The organism is Bradyrhizobium sp. MI1.11 (assembly GCF_055811255.1).
This window is the reverse complement of record NZ_JBVVPM010000003.1, coordinates 298,980-314,938: the sequence shown is the minus strand read 5'-3', so window position 1 is coordinate 314,938 and position 15,959 is coordinate 298,980. Positions and strand designations below refer to the sequence as shown.

The following is a 15,959-nucleotide window of genomic DNA, read 5'->3' as shown; positions in this document are numbered from 1 at the left end:
GGGGGGGGTGGGGGCGCGGGGGTTGTGCGCGCCCCCCCCCCCCGCGGGGGGCGCGGGGGGGGGGGCGGGGGCGGGGGGGGGGGGGGGGGGGGCCCCCCCCCCCGCTTCAGAAATCTACGGAGAAAGATCATGAAAGCAGCCCTTCACGCCTTGGCCGCTCCTGCACCCGCGCTACCGGCCTATGTCGCAAGCGGCAACGAATGCGCGCTGTTCGAGCATGCCTGGCGGCACCGGCTTCCGGTCCTGCTGAAGGGGCCGACCGGTTGCGGTAAGACGCGTTTCGTCGCGCATATGGCCGCGCGGCTGGGCTTGCCGCTCCACACCGTCGCCTGCCACGACGATCTCACCGCCGCCGATCTCACCGGCCGCTATCTGCTGAGAGGCGGCGACACTGTGTGGATCGACGGTCCGTTGACGCGCGCGGTCCGCGAGGGCGGCATCTGCTATCTCGACGAGGTAGTGGAAGCCCGCAAGGACGTCACCGTCGTGCTGCATCCGCTCACCGACGACCGCCGTATCCTGCCGCTGGAGCGAACCGGCGAGGAGCTCGTTGCTCCCGCGAGCTTCATGCTCGTCGTCTCCTACAATCCCGGTTACCAGACCCTGCTCAAGGCGTTGAAGCCGTCGACGCGGCAGCGCTTCGTCGCCATTGAGTTCGGCTTCCTGCCGACCGAGCAGGAGATTGCGGTGGTGTCGGCCGAGAGCGGGCTGCCGCCGGATCGCGTACGGCCGCTGGTCGCGCTTGCCGGACGTCTGCGGGCGCTGAAGGGGCATGATCTGGAGGAGGGCGTCTCGACCCGACTCGTGGTGTATTGCGCGACTTTGATTGCGGCGGGAGTCTCGATCGCCGATGCCGTGATCGCCGGCATGATCGAGCCGCTGACCGACGATTCCGACGTCAAGGCGGCGCTGCTGGATGTCGCGCGCGCCGTGATTGCGTGAGGCAGGTCCCATGCTCGACTTCCTCGAACTGGAGGAGACGGTCGGCCGCGCCTGGCACCGGATGGTCGGCGGCACCGCGAGCTATCCGGTTCACGATGATCACGCGGTCGCGCTTGCGGAGGTGAGAGGCCGGCTCGCGGTGATGTTCCGTGCGTTTGGCGGCGAGCCAGGCGTTCAGATCGCGAGCGCGGGTGCACGTAGCGCGGGCCATCGGCTCGGCTGGCGGCAGCGCATCGGCCTTGGAGACGAACGTCTCGAACAGCCGGGCCGCGACGCCGCGACCATCTTCCTCCCCGGTCGCATTGCGATATTTGCCGACCGCGACCTCAACGCATGCCTCTATCGCTGGCTTGCGGCGTGGTTCGCGGTCGCGCCGATCGAGACGATCACGGAGCATGATCCGCTGCGGCGGGACCTTCTGGTCTTGCGCCGGGCGAGCGAGACGGCGGTCTTCGTGCTCACGCAGTTTCCCGGGCTCGCCGCCGATTACGCGCGGCTCGCCGCAGCAATGGCCGAAGCCCGGCCGCAACGTCCGTTGCCGCGTCTTGAGCAGGAGATCGAGCGGATCGTGCTGGCCTTGCTCGGGACCGGAAAGGCGCCCGCAGGCCAGCTGTGGCCGGCGATGATGGGGACAGGTCCGCTGCCGGACAAGGTCCCGCCCGGCTATCGCTCGGTCCTGCCGTGTCCGCTCTGGGGCGATTGCTGGACGCGCGAGTTCTCGCCCGCGCATGCTGGCGACGACGCGTGCGCGCCGGGCGCGGGGGCCGCGACCCAGGACAATCGCAAGCGCTTTGCCGTGCGCGAGCGCGAGGACAACGCCAAACGCCGCGATCCCTTCGTGCTCAACCGCTTCGAAAAGATCCTCGCGATGGCCGAGATGGTCAATGTCGACCGTCCGGCCGATGACAACGAGGACGAGGACGCGCAGAAGGCCGCCGACGATCTCGAGGAGATGACGCTGAGCCGCCGCAGCGGCAAGCCGGCGAGCCGGCTCAAATTCGATCTCGACCTGCCGCCGGAAGCTCTCGATGCCTCGCCATTGAACGCAGATCTCACTTATCCCGAATGGGACTACCGCAGCAGCTCCTACCTGCCCGATCATTGCCGCGTGCTCGCGGGCGCCGCGTCCGAGACCGGCGAGATCTGGTCGCCCGACGAGACCATGCGCCGGCATATCCGTCAGGTGCGGCGGCGCTTCGAGATCTTGCGGCCGCGCCGCGAATTGATGCGCGCCCAGGCCGACGGGCACGATCTCGACCTCGACGCGCTCGTGCGCGCGCGGTGCGATCTTCGCGCCGGCAGCGGCGGCGGTCTCGATCGCATCCATGTCGCGATGCGCCCGCAGGGGCACGATCTCGCCGTCACGCTGCTCGTCGACGTCTCGCTCTCGACGGACGCCTGGGTCGAGGGCCATCGCGTGCTCGACGTCGAGAAGGAGGCGCTGCTCGTGCTCGCGCACGGCCTGTCGGCCTGCGGTGACCACCACAGCATCCTGACCTTCACGTCGCGCCGGCGGTCCTGGGTGCGGCTCGAAACGGTCAAAGCCTTCGGCGAGCCGATGAGCGCGGCAGTGGAGCGTCGTATCGGCGCGCTGAAGCCCGGCTATTACACGCGGATTGGCGCGGCGGTGCGCCACGCCTCGGCCGAGCTCGCCCGTCAGCCGCAGCGCAAGAAGCTGCTGCTCGTCCTCACCGACGGCAAGCCGAACGATGTCGATCATTACGAAGGCCGCTTCGCGGTCGAGGACACCCGCAAATCGGTGCAGGAGGCGCGCCGGCTCGGCATCGCCGCCTTCGGCGTCACGGTGGACGCAACCGCGCAGTCCTATTTCCCGACGCTGTTCGGGCGCGGCGGCTACGCCATCGTCGGTAATATCCGCCGACTGCCCGCGGCGCTGCCGGCGATCTACCGGCAGGTGGCGCACTGATCCAGAAAAGGGTGCGGCGTTCCGGCCTTGGGTGAGCTATTGCCCACCAATTGGGTATATGATCGAATGCTGGGATGGACCAGGGCCGGCCGAAACCCGATCTGATCATCTTCGACTGCGACGGCGTGCTGGTCGACAGTGAGCTGCTGAGCTGTCGGTGCCTGTCCGATGTGCTGGCCGAATGCGGCATCGCGCTGAGCCAGGAGCAGGCGCTCGAGCTCTTTCTCGGACGCAGCATCAAGGCGGTCGAGCAGCATTATCGGGATCTCGGGCAGGTCGTGCCGGACGGCTTTCTGCCGCGCTTGAAGTCGCATGTGTTGAGCACGTTCGCCGGATCACTCCAGCCGATCGCGGGTGTGGCCGCCGTGATATCGGAATTGCGGGCACCATTCTGCGTGGCTTCGTCCAGCGACATCGACCGTGTCGCGCTCTCTCTTAACGTCACCGGCCTGCGGGCGCATTTCGGCGACCGGATCTACACGGCGCAGATGGTCAGGCACGGCAAGCCGGCGCCCGATCTCTTTCTCTACGCGGCCGAGCAGATGGGCGCGCAACCTGCGCGCACGCTGGTGATCGAGGACAGTGCGAGCGGCGTGCAGGCGGGCAAGGCGGCCGGCATGACGGTCTGGGGATTTGCCGGCGGCAGCCATTATCGCGGATGCGACGGGCAGGCTATACTGTCGGGTGCGGGGGCCGACCGGGTGTTCGCGCGCATGATCGATTTCTGGAAGGACGCCTGACGCCTGCCATGGCCGCCGAGAACGAAAAGTCCAGGCTCGATGACGCCGCGCGTGCCGGCTGGCTCTATTTCATTGCCGGTCACACCCAGGACGAGATCGCGAAGATGCTCCAGGTGTCGCGCGCGTCGGCGCAGCGGCTGGTGTCGCTGTGTCTCGCGGAACGGCTCATCACCTTCCGGCTCGAACATCCCATCGCCGCGTGCATGGAATTGGCGGCGCGTCTGAAGGAGCGTTTCGAGCTTACCCATTGCGAGGTGGTGCCGGCGGATTCCGCCGCGCCGCAGGCCACGGCGGGCATTGCCGAACGCTGTGCCAACCTGCTCGATTCCACCCTGCGTTCGGAAACCCCCGTCATCGTCGCGCTCGGGACGGGACGCGCCGTGCGCGCCGCGGTCGAGCGCGTCACGCCGATCGACCGGCCCAACCACCAGATCGTCTCGCTGGTCGGCAATATCTCCGCCGACGGTTCGGCGAGCTTCTACGACACCGTCGGCCGGCTCGCCGACCGCACCGGTGCGCGGCACTATCCGATGCCGCTACCGTTCCTGATGTCGTCCGAGGATGAGCGCAACAAGATGGTCCGGATCGAGCCGATCGCGAAGGTCAAGGCGGTCGCGGCCAAGGCGGATTTGCGCCTCGTCGGCATCGGCCAGATGGACCAGAAGGCGCAGGTCCATGTCGACGGCTTCGTGACCCGCGACGAATTGTTCGAGATGATGCGGCAGGGGGCGATCGGCGAGATCACCGGCTGGGCCTATGATTCCAAGGGTCGGCTGCTGAAGGCCGGAACCAACAAGCGCCTGACCAGCATCCCGCCGGAGGTCCCGGCGAAGACCACCACGATCGGCGCCGCCGTCGGCGCCGCCAAGGTGCCGGCGATCGCGGCGGCGCTGAATGGGCGGCTGATCAATGGCCTGATCACGGACGAGGCGACCGCAAGGGCGATTCTGGAGCGGTAGGGCGGCGATAGCGCCTCTCGCACTGCTGTCATCATCCGCGAAGGCGGATGATCCAGTACGCCGCGGCCTCGCTTAGGGCAAATCAACAGGCGGCACGGAGTACTGGATGCCCCGCTTTCGCGGGGCATGACAGCTGAGTGCGAGGCGGCAGCTCTCATCACTCCCGCATCGCAGCACTCATAAGTTGCGCGAACATCTTTGTGCCTGCTTGACAACGGCGCGCCCTCAGTCGAACATACGCCCAACGCGTGGGCATATGCTCAAAAGCGCGAGCTTAGGGAGGTCACCGTGAAACACGTCCTCGGCGCCGTCTGTGGCGCGTCTTGCCTGTTGTTGGCCGTCCCCGCGATGGCCGAAACCACCCTGACGATCGCCACCGTGAATAACGGCGACATGATCCGCATGCAGGGGCTGACGGGTGAATTCACCAAGAAGAACCCCGATATATCGGTCAAATGGGTGACGCTGGAAGAGAACGTGCTGCGCCAGCGCGTCACCACCGACATCGCCACCAAGGGCGGCCAGTTCGACGTTCTCACCATCGGCACCTACGAGGTGCCGATCTGGGCCAAGAAGGGCTGGCTGGTGCCGCTCGCCAATCTCGGCGCCGACTACGATGTCGCCGACCTCCTGCCCAAGATCAAGGATGCCGTCTCGGTCGACGGCAAGCTCTACGCCGCGCCGTTCTACGGCGAGAGCTCGATGGTGATGTACCGCACCGACCTGTTCGACAAGGCCGGCCTCAAGATGCCTGAAAATCCGACCTGGGATTTCGTCATCGACGCTGCCAAGAAGCTCACCGACAAGAGCGCCGGCGTCTACGGCATCTGTCTTCGCGGCAAGGCTGGCTGGGGCGAGAACATGGCGTTCCTCTCGGCCATGGCCAATTCCTACGGCGCACGCTGGTTCGACGAGAAGTGGCAGCCGCAGTTCAATACGCCGGAATGGAAGGCGACGCTCACGACCTATGTCGACCTGATGAAGCAGGCCGGCCCTCCCGGTGCGAGCTCGAACGGCTTCAACGAGAACCTCGCGCTGTTCAATGCCGGCAAGTGCGCAATGTGGATCGATGCCACGGTCGCGGCGTCGTTCGTCACCAATCCGAAGGACTCCAAGGTCGCCGACAAGGTCGGCTTCGCGCTGGCGCCCAACACGGGCCTGGGCAAGAACGCCAACTGGCTGTGGGCCTGGAGTCTCGCAATCCCCGCCGGCTCGAAGAAAGCGGAAGCCGCCGAGAAGTTCATCGCCTGGGCCACCAGCAAGGACTACACCAAGGTCGTCGCCGCGAAAGAGGGTTGGGCCAACGTGCCGCCGGGCACCCGAACCTCGCTCTACCAAAACCCTGAATATCTGAAGGTCGCCCCGTTCGCGAAGCTGACGCTCGCCTCGATCGACGCCGCCGATCCGAACAAGCCGACGGTGAAGCCGGTGCCCTACGTCGGCGTGCAATATGCGGCGATCCCCGAATTCCAGGGCATCGGCACGCAGGTGGGCCAGCAATTCTCGGCCGCGCTTGCGGGATCGATGACGGTCGATGCCGCGCTCACCGCGGCGCAATCTTCAACCGAGCGCGAGATGAAGCGCGCGGGTTACATCAAGTGAGCTCGATCTCTCCCTCCTGAGCTCAGACTTGCGGCCATCCACCGCTCCAGATGGATGGCCGCCTTCTTCCCGCAAGCGGAGAAGCCAAGAATGGCAACCCGGCAGACGCAGCTTCTCGCACGGACGCTCCTGACGCCGGCGGTCGGGCTGCTGTTCATCTGGATGATCGTCCCGCTCGCGCTGACGCTCTATTTCTCGACGCTGCACTACAGTCTGCTCGATCCCGGCTCGGAATCGTTCGTCGGGCTGGAAAATTTCCGCTACTTCCTCACCGATCCCGCCTTCCTCGCCTCGCTCCAGAACACGCTGGTGCTGGTCGGCTCGGTGCTGGCGCTGACCGTCCTGCTCGGAATTCCGCTGGCGCTGTTGCTCGACCAGCCCGTGATCGGCCTCAACATCGTGCGGCTGATGGTGATCGCGCCGTTCTTCGTGATGCCGACGGTGAGCGCGCTGGTCTGGAAGAACCTGCTGATGCATCCGGTGTCTGGGCTGTTTGCCTGGATCGCCTCGCTGTTCGGCTTGACGCCGATCGACTGGTTCACCGACGCGCCGCTGCTCGCCGTGATCCTGATCGTGTCATGGCAATGGCTGCCGTTCGCGACGCTGATTTTGCTCACCGCGATGCAGTCCCTCGACGAGGAGCAGAAGGAAGCCGCCGAAATGGACGGCGCCAGCGCGGTCTCGACCTTCATCTACATCACGCTGCCGCACCTCGCGCGCCCCATCACGGTGGTGATCCTGATCGAGACGATCTTCCTGCTCACCGTCTTTGCCGAGATCTACGTCACCACGGGTGGCGGCCCGGGACTGTCGACCACCAACATCGCCTTCCTGATCTATTCGCAGGCACTGATCCAGTACGATGTCGGCACCGCTTCGGCGGGCGGCCTCGTCGCTGTCGTGATCGCCAACATCGTTGCTTTTTTCCTCGTCCGTATCGTCGGTCGCAACCTGGAGGCATGAGACATGGCGCGGATGGCGACGAGGCAGCGGGTGGTGGTCTCGACCATCGGGGCATGGTTCTTCGGCTTCCTGATCTTCTTCCCGATCCTGTGGATGGTGCTGGCGAGCTTCAAGACCGAGCTCGAGGCTTTTGCGATCCCGCCGTCCTTCCTGTTCTTCCACTGGACCACGGAGAACTACGCGACCGTGCAGGAGCGCAGCGACTATTTCCTCCACGCGATGAACTCGATCATCATCGCCGGCGGCTCGACGCTCATTGCGCTTTTGATCGCGATCCCCGCCGCCTGGTCGATGGCGTTCTCGCCGACCAAGCGCACCAAGGACATCCTGCTCTGGATGCTCTCGACCAAGATGATGCCGCCGGTCGGCGTGCTGGTGCCGATCTATCTGATCTACAAGTCCTTCGGCCTGCTCGATTCCCGCATCGGCCTCGTCTTCATCCTGTGCCTCGGAAACTTGCCGATCGTGATCTGGATGCTGTTCACCTATTTCAAGGAGATCCCGCGCGACATCCTCGAAGCCGCGCGCATGGACGGCGCTACCATCGGTCGGGAACTGATTTACGTACTGACGCCGATGGCGATCCCGGGGCTCGCATCGACCATGCTGCTGAACCTGATCCTGGCCTGGAACGAGGCGTTCTGGACGCTCAATCTGTCGACCTCGAACGCTGCGCCGCTCACCACGTTCATCGCGTCCTATTCGAGTCCGGAAGGGCTGTTCTGGGCAAAGCTGTCGGCGGCTTCCACGTTGGCGATCGCGCCTATTCTCGTCCTCGGTTGGTTCAGCCAGAAGCAGCTCGTGCGCGGGCTCACCTTTGGCGCGGTAAAGTAGGAAGGGCTGCCGGATCATGGGTCAGATCACACTTCAGGATGTGCAGAAATCCTTTGGCCCCGTGCACATCATCAAGGGCGCGGACCTCGAGATTGCCGACGGCTCCTTCGTGGTGTTCGTAGGTCCCTCAGGCTGCGGCAAGACCACGCTCTTGCGGCTGATCGCGGGGCTCGAGGACGTCTCCGGCGGCAAGATCCTGATCGACGGCAAGAACGTGGTCGACACGCCGCCGGCCAAGCGCGGGCTCTCGATGGTGTTCCAGTCCTATGCGCTCTATCCGCATATGAGCGTGCGCGGCAATATCGGCTTCGGCCTGAAGATGGCGGGGCTGGCCAAGGACGAGATCAACCGCAAAGTCGAGGCCGCCGCGGCAACGCTGAACCTCACACCTTATCTCGACCGCAAGCCGCGCGAGCTCTCCGGCGGCCAGCGCCAGCGCGTCGCGATCGGGCGGGCCATCGTCCGCGAGCCCAAGGCGTTTTTGTTCGACGAGCCACTCTCCAATCTCGACGCGGCGCTGCGCGTGCAGATGCGGATCGAGGTGACGCGGCTTCAGAAGCAGCTCGGCACCACCGCGATCTATGTCACCCACGACCAGGTCGAGGCCATGACCATGGCCGACAAGATCGTGGTGCTCAACGGCGGCAAGATCGAGCAATACGGCTCGCCGCTGGATCTCTACGAGAAGCCGGCCAACCTCTTCGTCGCCGGCTTCATCGGTTCGCCCAAGATGAACTTCGTCACCGGCGAGCACGCCTTGCAGAAGGGCGCGGCAACGATCGGCGTACGGCCGGAGCATCTCAAGATCGAGCGCGACGGCGCCGGCGGCTGGCAGGGAACGATCGCGGTGGCCGAGCATCTCGGCAGCGACACCTTCCTTTATGTCGATGCCGGTCAGCTCGGCATGCTGACGGCGCGCTACATCGGTGAATTGAGCCTGCACGCCGGCGACCATGTATCGCTGGTGCCGGAGCCCGCGCGCATCCATCGCTTCGACGCGAGCGGTAACGCCATTCGGAACTGACAAGAAACGGCAAGAAAACCGGAAAGACCAAAATGTACCTGGAAAAATTCAAGCTGAACAGCAAGATCGCGTTCATCACCGGCGGCGGGCAGGGCATTGGGCTCGCCTGCGCCGAAGCGCTGGCTGAAGCCGGCGCCCGGGTCGTCATCGGCGATCGTGACAGCAAAGTCGCCGACAGTGCGAAAGCCGAGCTGAAGGCGAAAGGCTACGACATCGAGACGGCGATCATGGACGTCACCGACACCAGGCGCGTGGCGGAAGTGGCCAACGGCCTCGTTGCCCGCCACGGCAAGATCGACATCCTCGTCAACAATGCCGGCATCGCCCGCAGCGAGACACCGGCGGAGACCGTGACCGACGAGCACTGGCTCAACGTCATCGACGTCAATCTCAATGGCACCTTCTGGTGCTGCCGCGAGTTCGGCAAGCACATGCTCAACGCCAAGAGCGGCGCCATCGTCAATGTCGGATCGATGTCCGGATTCATCGTCAACAAGCCGCAGGAGCAGTGCTTCTACAACGCGTCCAAGGCCGGCGTGCACCATCTCACGAAATCGCTCGCCGCCGAATGGGGGGCGCGCGGCATCCGCGTGAACGCGGTCGCGCCGACCTATATCGAGACGCCGCTCAACGCCTTCGTGAAGAGCAATCCGAGAATGTACGATGCCTGGATCGGTGGAACCCCGATGGCACGGATGGGGCAGGTCGAGGAGATCGCCTCCGTCGTGCTGTTCCTGGCTTCTGAGGCCGCGAGCCTGATGACCGGCAGCATCGTGCTGGTGGATGGCGGCTACACTTGCTGGTAGGCTTGCGTCAAAATTGACGAGAGCTTCCGGGGGCGACAATGCCGCGAGCGTATATCGGCGTCGATGTAGGGACCAATAGCACGCGGGCAGGGGTGTTCGACGAGGCGGGCACCTTGCTGGCGACGGCCAAACATCCGATCAGGATCTGGCATGAGGCCGGCGATGTCGTCGAGCAGTCGTCCCAGGATATCTGGGACGCTTGCACGGCGTCGGTACGGGCCGCGATGGCGGAAGCTGCAATCGCGCCCGACAGCGTCGGCGGTATCGGTTTCGATGCCACCTGCTCCCTCGTGGTGCTCGACTGGCAAGGCGAGCCGCTCACCATCAGCGCCTCCGGCGCCAGGCAGCGCAACGTCATCGTCTGGATGGATCACCGCGCAACGGCCGAGGCGCGACTGATCAACGAAACCGGTGATGCCGTGCTGCGCTATGTCGGCGGCTCGATCTCGCCCGAGATGGAGATGCCGAAACTGCTGTGGCTGAAGCGGCATATGCGCGTGAGCTTCGACACCGCAGGGCACTTCTTCGATCTTGCGGATTACCTGACCTGGCGCGCCACTGGCTCGTTGCAACGCTCGACCTGCACGGTCACTTGCAAATGGAACTATCTCGCCCATGACGGCGGCGGCTGGAGCGCGCCATTCTTCAAGCGCATCGGCCTGTCGGACTTCGTCAACGAGAAATACGCCCGCATCGGGACCGAGATTGTCGCGCCCGGCACGCGGCTCGGCGCCGGTCTAACCGGTACGGCAGCTGCCGATCTTGGCTTGTCACCGGGCACGCCGGTCGGAGCGTCCCTGATCGATGCCCATGCCGGCGGCATCGGCGCAATCGGCGGCCGAGATGAGTCGGACGGCGCCACAGATGTCTCCGACCGCCTTGCCTACATCATGGGAACGTCGGCCTGCATCATGGCGACGACCAAGGAGCCGTGCTTCGTGCCGGGCGTGTGGGGTCCTTATTACTCCGGCATGGTGCCGAATTTCTGGCTTAACGAGGGCGGGCAGTCCGCTGCGGGCGCTGCGATCGACCATCTTCTCAAATCGCATCCCGGCCACGCCGAAGCGAGCGCGGCGGCGCGCAGGGAGGGCCTAGACCTCATCGAGTTTCTCGAGCGCCGCATCATCGCACGCGCAGGCGGCGCCAGCCGCGCCGCGCTGCTGGCCCGCGACGTCCATGTTCTTCCTGAGTTCATCGGCAACCGCTCGCCCTACGCCGACCCTGACACGCGCGCGGTGATCGCAGGCCTCGATCTCGACACCGGCATCGCCTCGATGGAACGGCTGTTCGTCGCCGGTCTGTGCGGGCTCGCCTATGGGCTTGCCGAGGTGATCGAGGCCTTTGCCGCGCATGGCGTCCACTCCAGCATCATGATCATGGGCGGCGGCGCCAGCCGCAGCCCGCTGGTGCGGCAGATCATGGCCGATACGACTGGCCTTACCGTGGCGCTGCCGCAGACCACGGAGCCGGTGCTGCTCGGTGCCGCCATGCTTGGCGCCGTCGCCGGCGGCGCCTATGCCTCGATCGGGGAGACCATGGCAAAGATGTCGGCGCTGGGACGGAAGAGCGAGCCGACCACGCCCGACATCGCCGCCTTCCACGCCCGCAAACGCGGGGTCTACAGATTGCTGCGCGAGGTCGATCGCGGCGGCCGCGCCGCGATGCGAGTGGGAGTTTGAAAACGGATGCTGATTTCATGCGGCGATGCGCTGATCGATTTCGTCCCGACGCGAAACACCGACGGGCGCGAAGCGGTGATGCCGGCCGTCGGCGGCTCCTGCCTCAACGTCGCGATCGGCATGGCGCGCCTGGGCGCGCCGGCCGGCTTTGTCGGCGGCATCTCGACCGACCTGTTCGGGCGCATGATCGCCGACCACGCCGCTGCATCCAATGTCGAGCTCGCGCTCGCCACCCGCAGCGAACACCAGACCACGCTCGCCTTCGTTCGCATCGTCGCCGGCGAGTCGCATTACGCCTTCTACGACGCCGAGACCGCGACGCGGAACTGGACCTACCGGCGCGGCTCCATTCCGTTCGATACTGTTGAAGCCCTCCATGTCGGCTCGACCACACTGGTCAACGACCGGGGCGCGACCGAGACCAGGACCCTGATCGCGGACGCACGAGCGTCCTCGACAATCTCCTTTGATCCGAATTGCCGGCCCAACCTCGTGAAGGACAAACCGGCTTATCTCGCGCGCATGGCCGAGTTTGCGGCCAGCGCCGATCTCATCAAGATGTCGGACGTCGATTTTACCTATCTGTTCGCCGACGAGCTATATCACCAGCGTGCGAGCACGCTGCTCGCACGGGGCGCGGGCCTCGTCGTCATCACCCGTGGCGACAACGGTGCGATCGCGTGGCATGCGGGGGCAGGGCAGATCGAGGTCGCCGCCCCCAAGGTCGTGGTCGCCGACACCATCGGCGCGGGTGACAGTTTTCAGGCGGCGTTGTTGTTCGCCCTGCACAAGCAAGGACGTCTCGCCCGACAACAACTAAAGGATATCGGCGCGGACGAGCTGGGCCGCGCGCTGTCCTTTGCCGCCAATTGCGCTGGGCTGACCTGCACCCGTCCGGGCGCCGATCCGCCCTGGAGCCACGAGATCAGTTGGAGCTGGTAATTCGCTTTTTCCTTCTCCCCTTGTGGGAGAAGGTGGCTCGATGTAACCATTTGAAGGATCAAGGGAAACCAAAACAGGTGTCCCAATAGTGTCCCTTCGGCGGGGGCCCTGCGCGAGGGTTCGTGGGACCGGCGATAGTGCGTTCAAGGGTCGAGTGTATCACGACACACACGATCGCATAGAGGCGCACTACGGTGCGTCCCTGACGATGCACGATCGATCGCAAAGCGTCGTCCCGCGATCATCAGGTCATTCAATCAACGGCGCGGTACCTCGCTCGCGCTCCAATTCCGCGAGCATTGATCGCTGCCAGATGCGCTCTCTGTCGCGCTTGGGAGGCGCGCTGATGCGTCTGCGGGCTGGACGCGCATTCAAAGCGCGACGGGACAGACGCGCACCACGGACGTCCCCTGCGGCGTGCCGCCGTCAACGAGGTCTGTTGTAGTTCTCGCACCCGCGCTCGCTGCCGTTAGGGTCGCGGGTGGGATGGAAAACAAAACAAAAATCGTATTGATGCTCATCGTCAAAAATGTCGGAGTACCGGATGTTGCCGTGCAGGTAGAGCCTTTGGGCGTCACCTTCGAGCAGCTTCACGGCCTCCGGAACGAATTGCATCGAGATCGGCTGATTGACCTCTTTGGTCCCATAGACCACGGCATAGTCAAAGGTCTGCGTGTTTCCGCCAACTTGATCTGGAAGTTTTGTTTCGTTGAGAAGATACGGACCTATTTCGAACGTGGCAGCCAATCTGAGTTTATATGCTGGCGTCACGCCTGCCGCGCGTACCACAAGGTCGGTCGCGAATTTTCCCCGGGCGGCTTCTGTGAGCGCCGAATGATCGATGAAAAGATAGGCCCGAAGCTGACGGTTCTCGGCGTCTTTTGCAATCGACGCCTGCCACCACGTGAAGCCCGCAGCAAACAAAGCAGCGACAGCGGCGACCGCGGACGCCGAAAAAGTAGCAAGCCAGCGGTGGTCCTTCGCCAACGATTTAGTGCGGTGGGTCACGTAGTATCATCCGTTTCAATTGTAGTTTTTCCCGAAGAACGAAGGCGTGCGCCACGTTCGAGGGCACCTGCACGAAGGTGAACCACGTTCTCAAAGCCTCTTCTTCCGTAGCGCAGGCTGAGAAAGCCTGCTCCGCTACAAAGTGATTTTCGCCCGAGAAGCCAATGGATGCGAGAGCGACGCAATTTCGATATTGCCTAACTAGCGTGTCACGTTGGTCAATCGGTGCTTGCTGAGCGACGCTCGTTGACGCAAAAAGGCACAGAACGACAGTTGGTAGGTATCTCGTCATGGGATGGCCTTGCTCACTTGCTCCACAACGGGACCGGCGGCACATGCTCCGTCATTGCGTAGTAGAGATGCCAGAACCAAGACGTTCGGGTCTGGACATTCTCCAGACAATCCCATCTTTGCGCCGGGTTAGCCGGGTCTAGCTTGCACATACCGACAAACAACGCGTATCGCTGGTTCTCTATGCGCACAACACGATCCGCAAGAAGCCCCGCCACCAACATCAGAACCGCAATTAGCGCATTCCTCATCGCTTCACCCGGGTGAATGTCAGTCGTCTTATGGTCGGTTAGGTCTCTTCGCGGGTTGTGAGCCGAGCCCTATCGCCCGGCGTAAAGGTCGCCTTCGTCAACGTCGAGACCATCACAGCGCTTGTCAACAGCTTAAGGTTTAGGACGCGTCGACACCAGTTGGGGTGGGGTCCTCTGGCACCTCTAGGCGGATGGGGGGGACCGCGCGACGGAGCCCCGTCAAGATATTCCACCCACCCGAAATTGCGGAGACATCGATTGCTGACGGTGCCGCTGAAGCTCCAGTGCGGAAAGCTCGCACGCATCCTATTCGATCTTGATGGAGACCGTGACGGGCCCGCCAACAAGAATTTCCCTGATGCCCGTCGGCACGTCGGTCCAGTATGACTTCGCGGTAGACACGCCTGTGTCAACGAAGGCACCTTGATGGGTGTCGGTCAACGCGTCGTAGTTGCCAGCGTGCGTGTTTACGTCATTCTCAATCTCTACTTGGTAGATGCTGTCCCCGTTAGCGAACCGGTCTCGGAACGCCTTCGCGCTCGCAATGTCCTCGGTGCAGAACACGCAGTCCAGTCGGCTTGGTGCATCGGGTGCAGTGAGTTGTCGTGCTGCTTCGAGCGCGATTTCCCAGCCTATGTTTATGGCGTCGTGGATATTGCCATAGCCGCGAAAGCCAACCCCTTCGCCGAATTGCCGGACTTGCTTTCCCCAGTTTCCCGGCGCGATGCTGTCGCCCGGTTTCCAGTTCCCGTTGCCGACGTGATACAATTTTGTCATTCCTGCCCCCTTCGACCGCGCGCCAACCACAAGCGGCTGCACGACGACCATTTACGACGAGGGCGGGCGCAAGGGTATCCTTCGGCGGGAGGCCATGACGATCTATCCGCAGAAAATCATCTTCGGCGAAATGCGCGCGTCATGCAGCGCCGGGTGCCATCGCCGCCGACGATGCCGTGGCAGGACGACGGACGGTAGCCTCCGCATCTCGCGTCAACGAAGGTCCACAAATTTGCAGCCGGTCCACAGCGCCTCGGCGTTGCGCCGATCTATCTCTTGCGAGTTCTCAATCGAGAAGCTCGTGCCGTTCACCCAACAGTAGAGGCGTTCGATGATTGGTATGGACGCATCCAGCAATTTGGTTTCGTCGCCGTACTTCATCGGCTGGACGGGTCCGTTCTTCTCGCGACGCGTGGTTTCGAGCGAGTGCGCAAGATGCTTGTCGCGCATGTTGATGATCGAGGCCAATCGCGCCGAGCCGAGAACCGCGCGCGTGTCTGCGATGGTTTGCGTCAAATCGGTTCGAGCCTTTGACGCCTGCTCGTCGGCGAATTGTCGATTGGAAGCTACCACCATTTCCCGTTCGATTGCGGCGAGGTCGGGATCGTCCGACGGATTGAGCAGCCGCTCGCTCGCGCCGTTGACCCAATGGCTGCGCGTCTCCTCGGCCAGCACCTCGATGATCTCGTCATCGTCGATCAGCGCGACGACGGTCGGGATGTTCTCCTTGTCGAGATCGATGCCGTCCCAGATTGCGCAAAGGCGCACGATCTCGATTTGGTGCATGCTGCGCTGGAACACATTGAACGCGTTCGCTGCATAGGATCGCGGGATTTGAGACGCGAGCACCGGCGAGAACACCACGAACGAATTGTTGGCGTGCAGTTCGACCACATAGAGGAAGTGGTCGAGCACCTTCTTCATTTTGGCTTTGGCAAGCCCGATCCGATCTGGCCTCGGAAGGTGATCAATCGCCTTCTCGGCACCGCTTCGCTTCGACATGCGCGATGGACGCCTAAGCGCAGACGGCTGGCAATAGGCCAGCAGGGTTTATCCCCGCGTTTCTAAGCCTCCGTTGTGTCCGCCAAGTCGTTTCTGGCAGCTCTGTTCAGGTTTGTTCACAGAATACGCTCGACTGCGAATTGATGGCATGGCAGCTATTGTGCAACCTATGCGAAAGACGTGGTTGAGCTAGTGAGACGCTCGCTCGACGA

General features: G+C 63.8%; 14 protein-coding genes. 11 read left to right on the top strand and 3 right to left on the bottom strand.

The window, feature by feature from the left end; all coding sequences use genetic code 11:
• The first annotated feature begins 129 nt into the window (after nucleotides 1–129).
• The 11 genes from AC0L30_RS04945 (at nucleotide 130) to AC0L30_RS04895 (ending at nucleotide 12,418) form a co-directional block, all read left to right on the top strand.
• Complete coding sequence (locus AC0L30_RS04945; RefSeq protein ID WP_007593221.1) at nucleotides 130–942, top strand: CbbQ/NirQ/NorQ/GpvN family protein; 813 nt, start codon at nucleotides 130–132, stop codon at nucleotides 940–942.
• 10 nt (nucleotides 943–952) lie between these two features.
• Nucleotides 953–2,869: a nitric oxide reductase activation protein NorD gene (locus AC0L30_RS04940; RefSeq protein ID WP_007593214.1), complete on the top strand. Its 1,917-nt coding sequence runs from the start codon at nucleotides 953–955 to the stop codon at nucleotides 2,867–2,869.
• A gap of 74 nt (nucleotides 2,870–2,943) precedes the next feature.
• Entirely contained in the window at nucleotides 2,944–3,609 is a 666-nt protein-coding gene (locus AC0L30_RS04935) for an HAD family hydrolase (protein WP_473254640.1), read from the top strand.
• 8 nt (nucleotides 3,610–3,617) lie between these two features.
• Nucleotides 3,618–4,568: a sugar-binding transcriptional regulator gene (locus tag AC0L30_RS04930; RefSeq protein ID WP_007593213.1), complete on the top strand. Its 951-nt coding sequence runs from the start codon at nucleotides 3,618–3,620 to the stop codon at nucleotides 4,566–4,568.
• 288 nt (nucleotides 4,569–4,856) lie between these two features.
• The gene (locus AC0L30_RS04925; RefSeq protein ID WP_219680967.1) at nucleotides 4,857–6,170 is read left to right on the top strand and encodes an ABC transporter substrate-binding protein; all 1,314 of its coding nucleotides are present in this window, start codon (nucleotides 4,857–4,859) and stop codon (nucleotides 6,168–6,170) included.
• A 90-nt stretch (nucleotides 6,171–6,260) separates the two neighbouring features.
• Nucleotides 6,261–7,133: a carbohydrate ABC transporter permease gene (locus AC0L30_RS04920; protein WP_007593211.1), complete on the top strand. Its 873-nt coding sequence runs from the start codon at nucleotides 6,261–6,263 to the stop codon at nucleotides 7,131–7,133.
• A 3-nt stretch (nucleotides 7,134–7,136) separates the two neighbouring features.
• The gene (locus tag AC0L30_RS04915; protein ID WP_007593210.1) at nucleotides 7,137–7,967 is read left to right on the top strand and encodes a carbohydrate ABC transporter permease; all 831 of its coding nucleotides are present in this window, start codon (nucleotides 7,137–7,139) and stop codon (nucleotides 7,965–7,967) included.
• A 16-nt stretch (nucleotides 7,968–7,983) separates the two neighbouring features.
• On the top strand, nucleotides 7,984–8,991 hold the full coding sequence (locus AC0L30_RS04910) for an ABC transporter ATP-binding protein (protein WP_007593209.1): 1,008 nt from the start codon (nucleotides 7,984–7,986) through the stop codon (nucleotides 8,989–8,991).
• Between the two features lie 32 nt (nucleotides 8,992–9,023).
• Entirely contained in the window at nucleotides 9,024–9,797 is a 774-nt protein-coding gene (locus AC0L30_RS04905; protein WP_007593208.1) for an SDR family NAD(P)-dependent oxidoreductase, read from the top strand.
• Between the two features lie 38 nt (nucleotides 9,798–9,835).
• Nucleotides 9,836–11,476 (top strand): FGGY-family carbohydrate kinase, encoded by a 1,641-nt coding sequence (locus tag AC0L30_RS04900; RefSeq protein ID WP_473403909.1) that lies wholly within the window; start codon nucleotides 9,836–9,838, stop codon nucleotides 11,474–11,476.
• Nucleotides 11,477–11,482: 6 nt separating this feature from the next.
• Nucleotides 11,483–12,418, top strand: a complete 936-nt coding sequence (locus AC0L30_RS04895; RefSeq protein WP_007593204.1) for a carbohydrate kinase family protein — start codon at nucleotides 11,483–11,485, stop codon at nucleotides 12,416–12,418.
• 426 nt (nucleotides 12,419–12,844) lie between these two features.
• On the opposite strand, the gene AC0L30_RS04890 is transcribed toward AC0L30_RS04895, so the two are convergent.
• The 3 genes from AC0L30_RS04890 to AC0L30_RS04880 form a co-directional block, all read right to left on the bottom strand.
• Complete coding sequence (locus tag AC0L30_RS04890) at nucleotides 12,845–13,426, bottom strand: hypothetical protein (protein ID WP_473403908.1); 582 nt, start codon at nucleotides 13,424–13,426, stop codon at nucleotides 12,845–12,847.
• 848 nt (nucleotides 13,427–14,274) lie between these two features.
• The gene (locus AC0L30_RS04885; RefSeq protein ID WP_473403907.1) at nucleotides 14,275–14,745 is read right to left on the bottom strand and encodes a hypothetical protein; all 471 of its coding nucleotides are present in this window, start codon (nucleotides 14,743–14,745) and stop codon (nucleotides 14,275–14,277) included.
• Between the two features lie 213 nt (nucleotides 14,746–14,958).
• Entirely contained in the window at nucleotides 14,959–15,747 is a 789-nt protein-coding gene (locus AC0L30_RS04880; protein ID WP_473403906.1) for an AbiU2 domain-containing protein, read from the bottom strand.
• Nucleotides 15,748–15,959: the final 212 nt, after the last annotated feature.

Excerpts from the sequence above, each read along its gene's own strand:
- AC0L30_RS04945 (WP_007593221.1), top strand. The coding sequence starts at position 130 with ATGAAAGCAGCCCTTCACGCCTTGGCCGCTCCTGCACCCGCGCTACCG.
- AC0L30_RS04940 (WP_007593214.1), top strand. The coding sequence starts at position 953 with ATGCTCGACTTCCTCGAACTGGAGGAGACGGTCGGCCGCGCCTGGCAC.
- AC0L30_RS04935 (WP_473254640.1), top strand. The coding sequence starts at position 2,944 with ATGGACCAGGGCCGGCCGAAACCCGATCTGATCATCTTCGACTGCGAC.
- AC0L30_RS04930 (WP_007593213.1), top strand. The coding sequence starts at position 3,618 with ATGGCCGCCGAGAACGAAAAGTCCAGGCTCGATGACGCCGCGCGTGCC.
- AC0L30_RS04920 (WP_007593211.1), top strand. The coding sequence starts at position 6,261 with ATGGCAACCCGGCAGACGCAGCTTCTCGCACGGACGCTCCTGACGCCG.
- AC0L30_RS04915 (WP_007593210.1), top strand. The coding sequence starts at position 7,137 with ATGGCGCGGATGGCGACGAGGCAGCGGGTGGTGGTCTCGACCATCGGG.
- AC0L30_RS04910 (WP_007593209.1), top strand. The coding sequence starts at position 7,984 with ATGGGTCAGATCACACTTCAGGATGTGCAGAAATCCTTTGGCCCCGTG.
- AC0L30_RS04905 (WP_007593208.1), top strand. The coding sequence starts at position 9,024 with ATGTACCTGGAAAAATTCAAGCTGAACAGCAAGATCGCGTTCATCACC.
- AC0L30_RS04900 (WP_473403909.1), top strand. The coding sequence starts at position 9,836 with ATGCCGCGAGCGTATATCGGCGTCGATGTAGGGACCAATAGCACGCGG.
- AC0L30_RS04895 (WP_007593204.1), top strand. The coding sequence starts at position 11,483 with ATGCTGATTTCATGCGGCGATGCGCTGATCGATTTCGTCCCGACGCGA.
- AC0L30_RS04885 (WP_473403907.1), bottom strand. The coding sequence starts at position 14,745 with ATGACAAAATTGTATCACGTCGGCAACGGGAACTGGAAACCGGGCGAC.
- AC0L30_RS04880 (WP_473403906.1), bottom strand. The coding sequence starts at position 15,747 with ATGTCGAAGCGAAGCGGTGCCGAGAAGGCGATTGATCACCTTCCGAGG.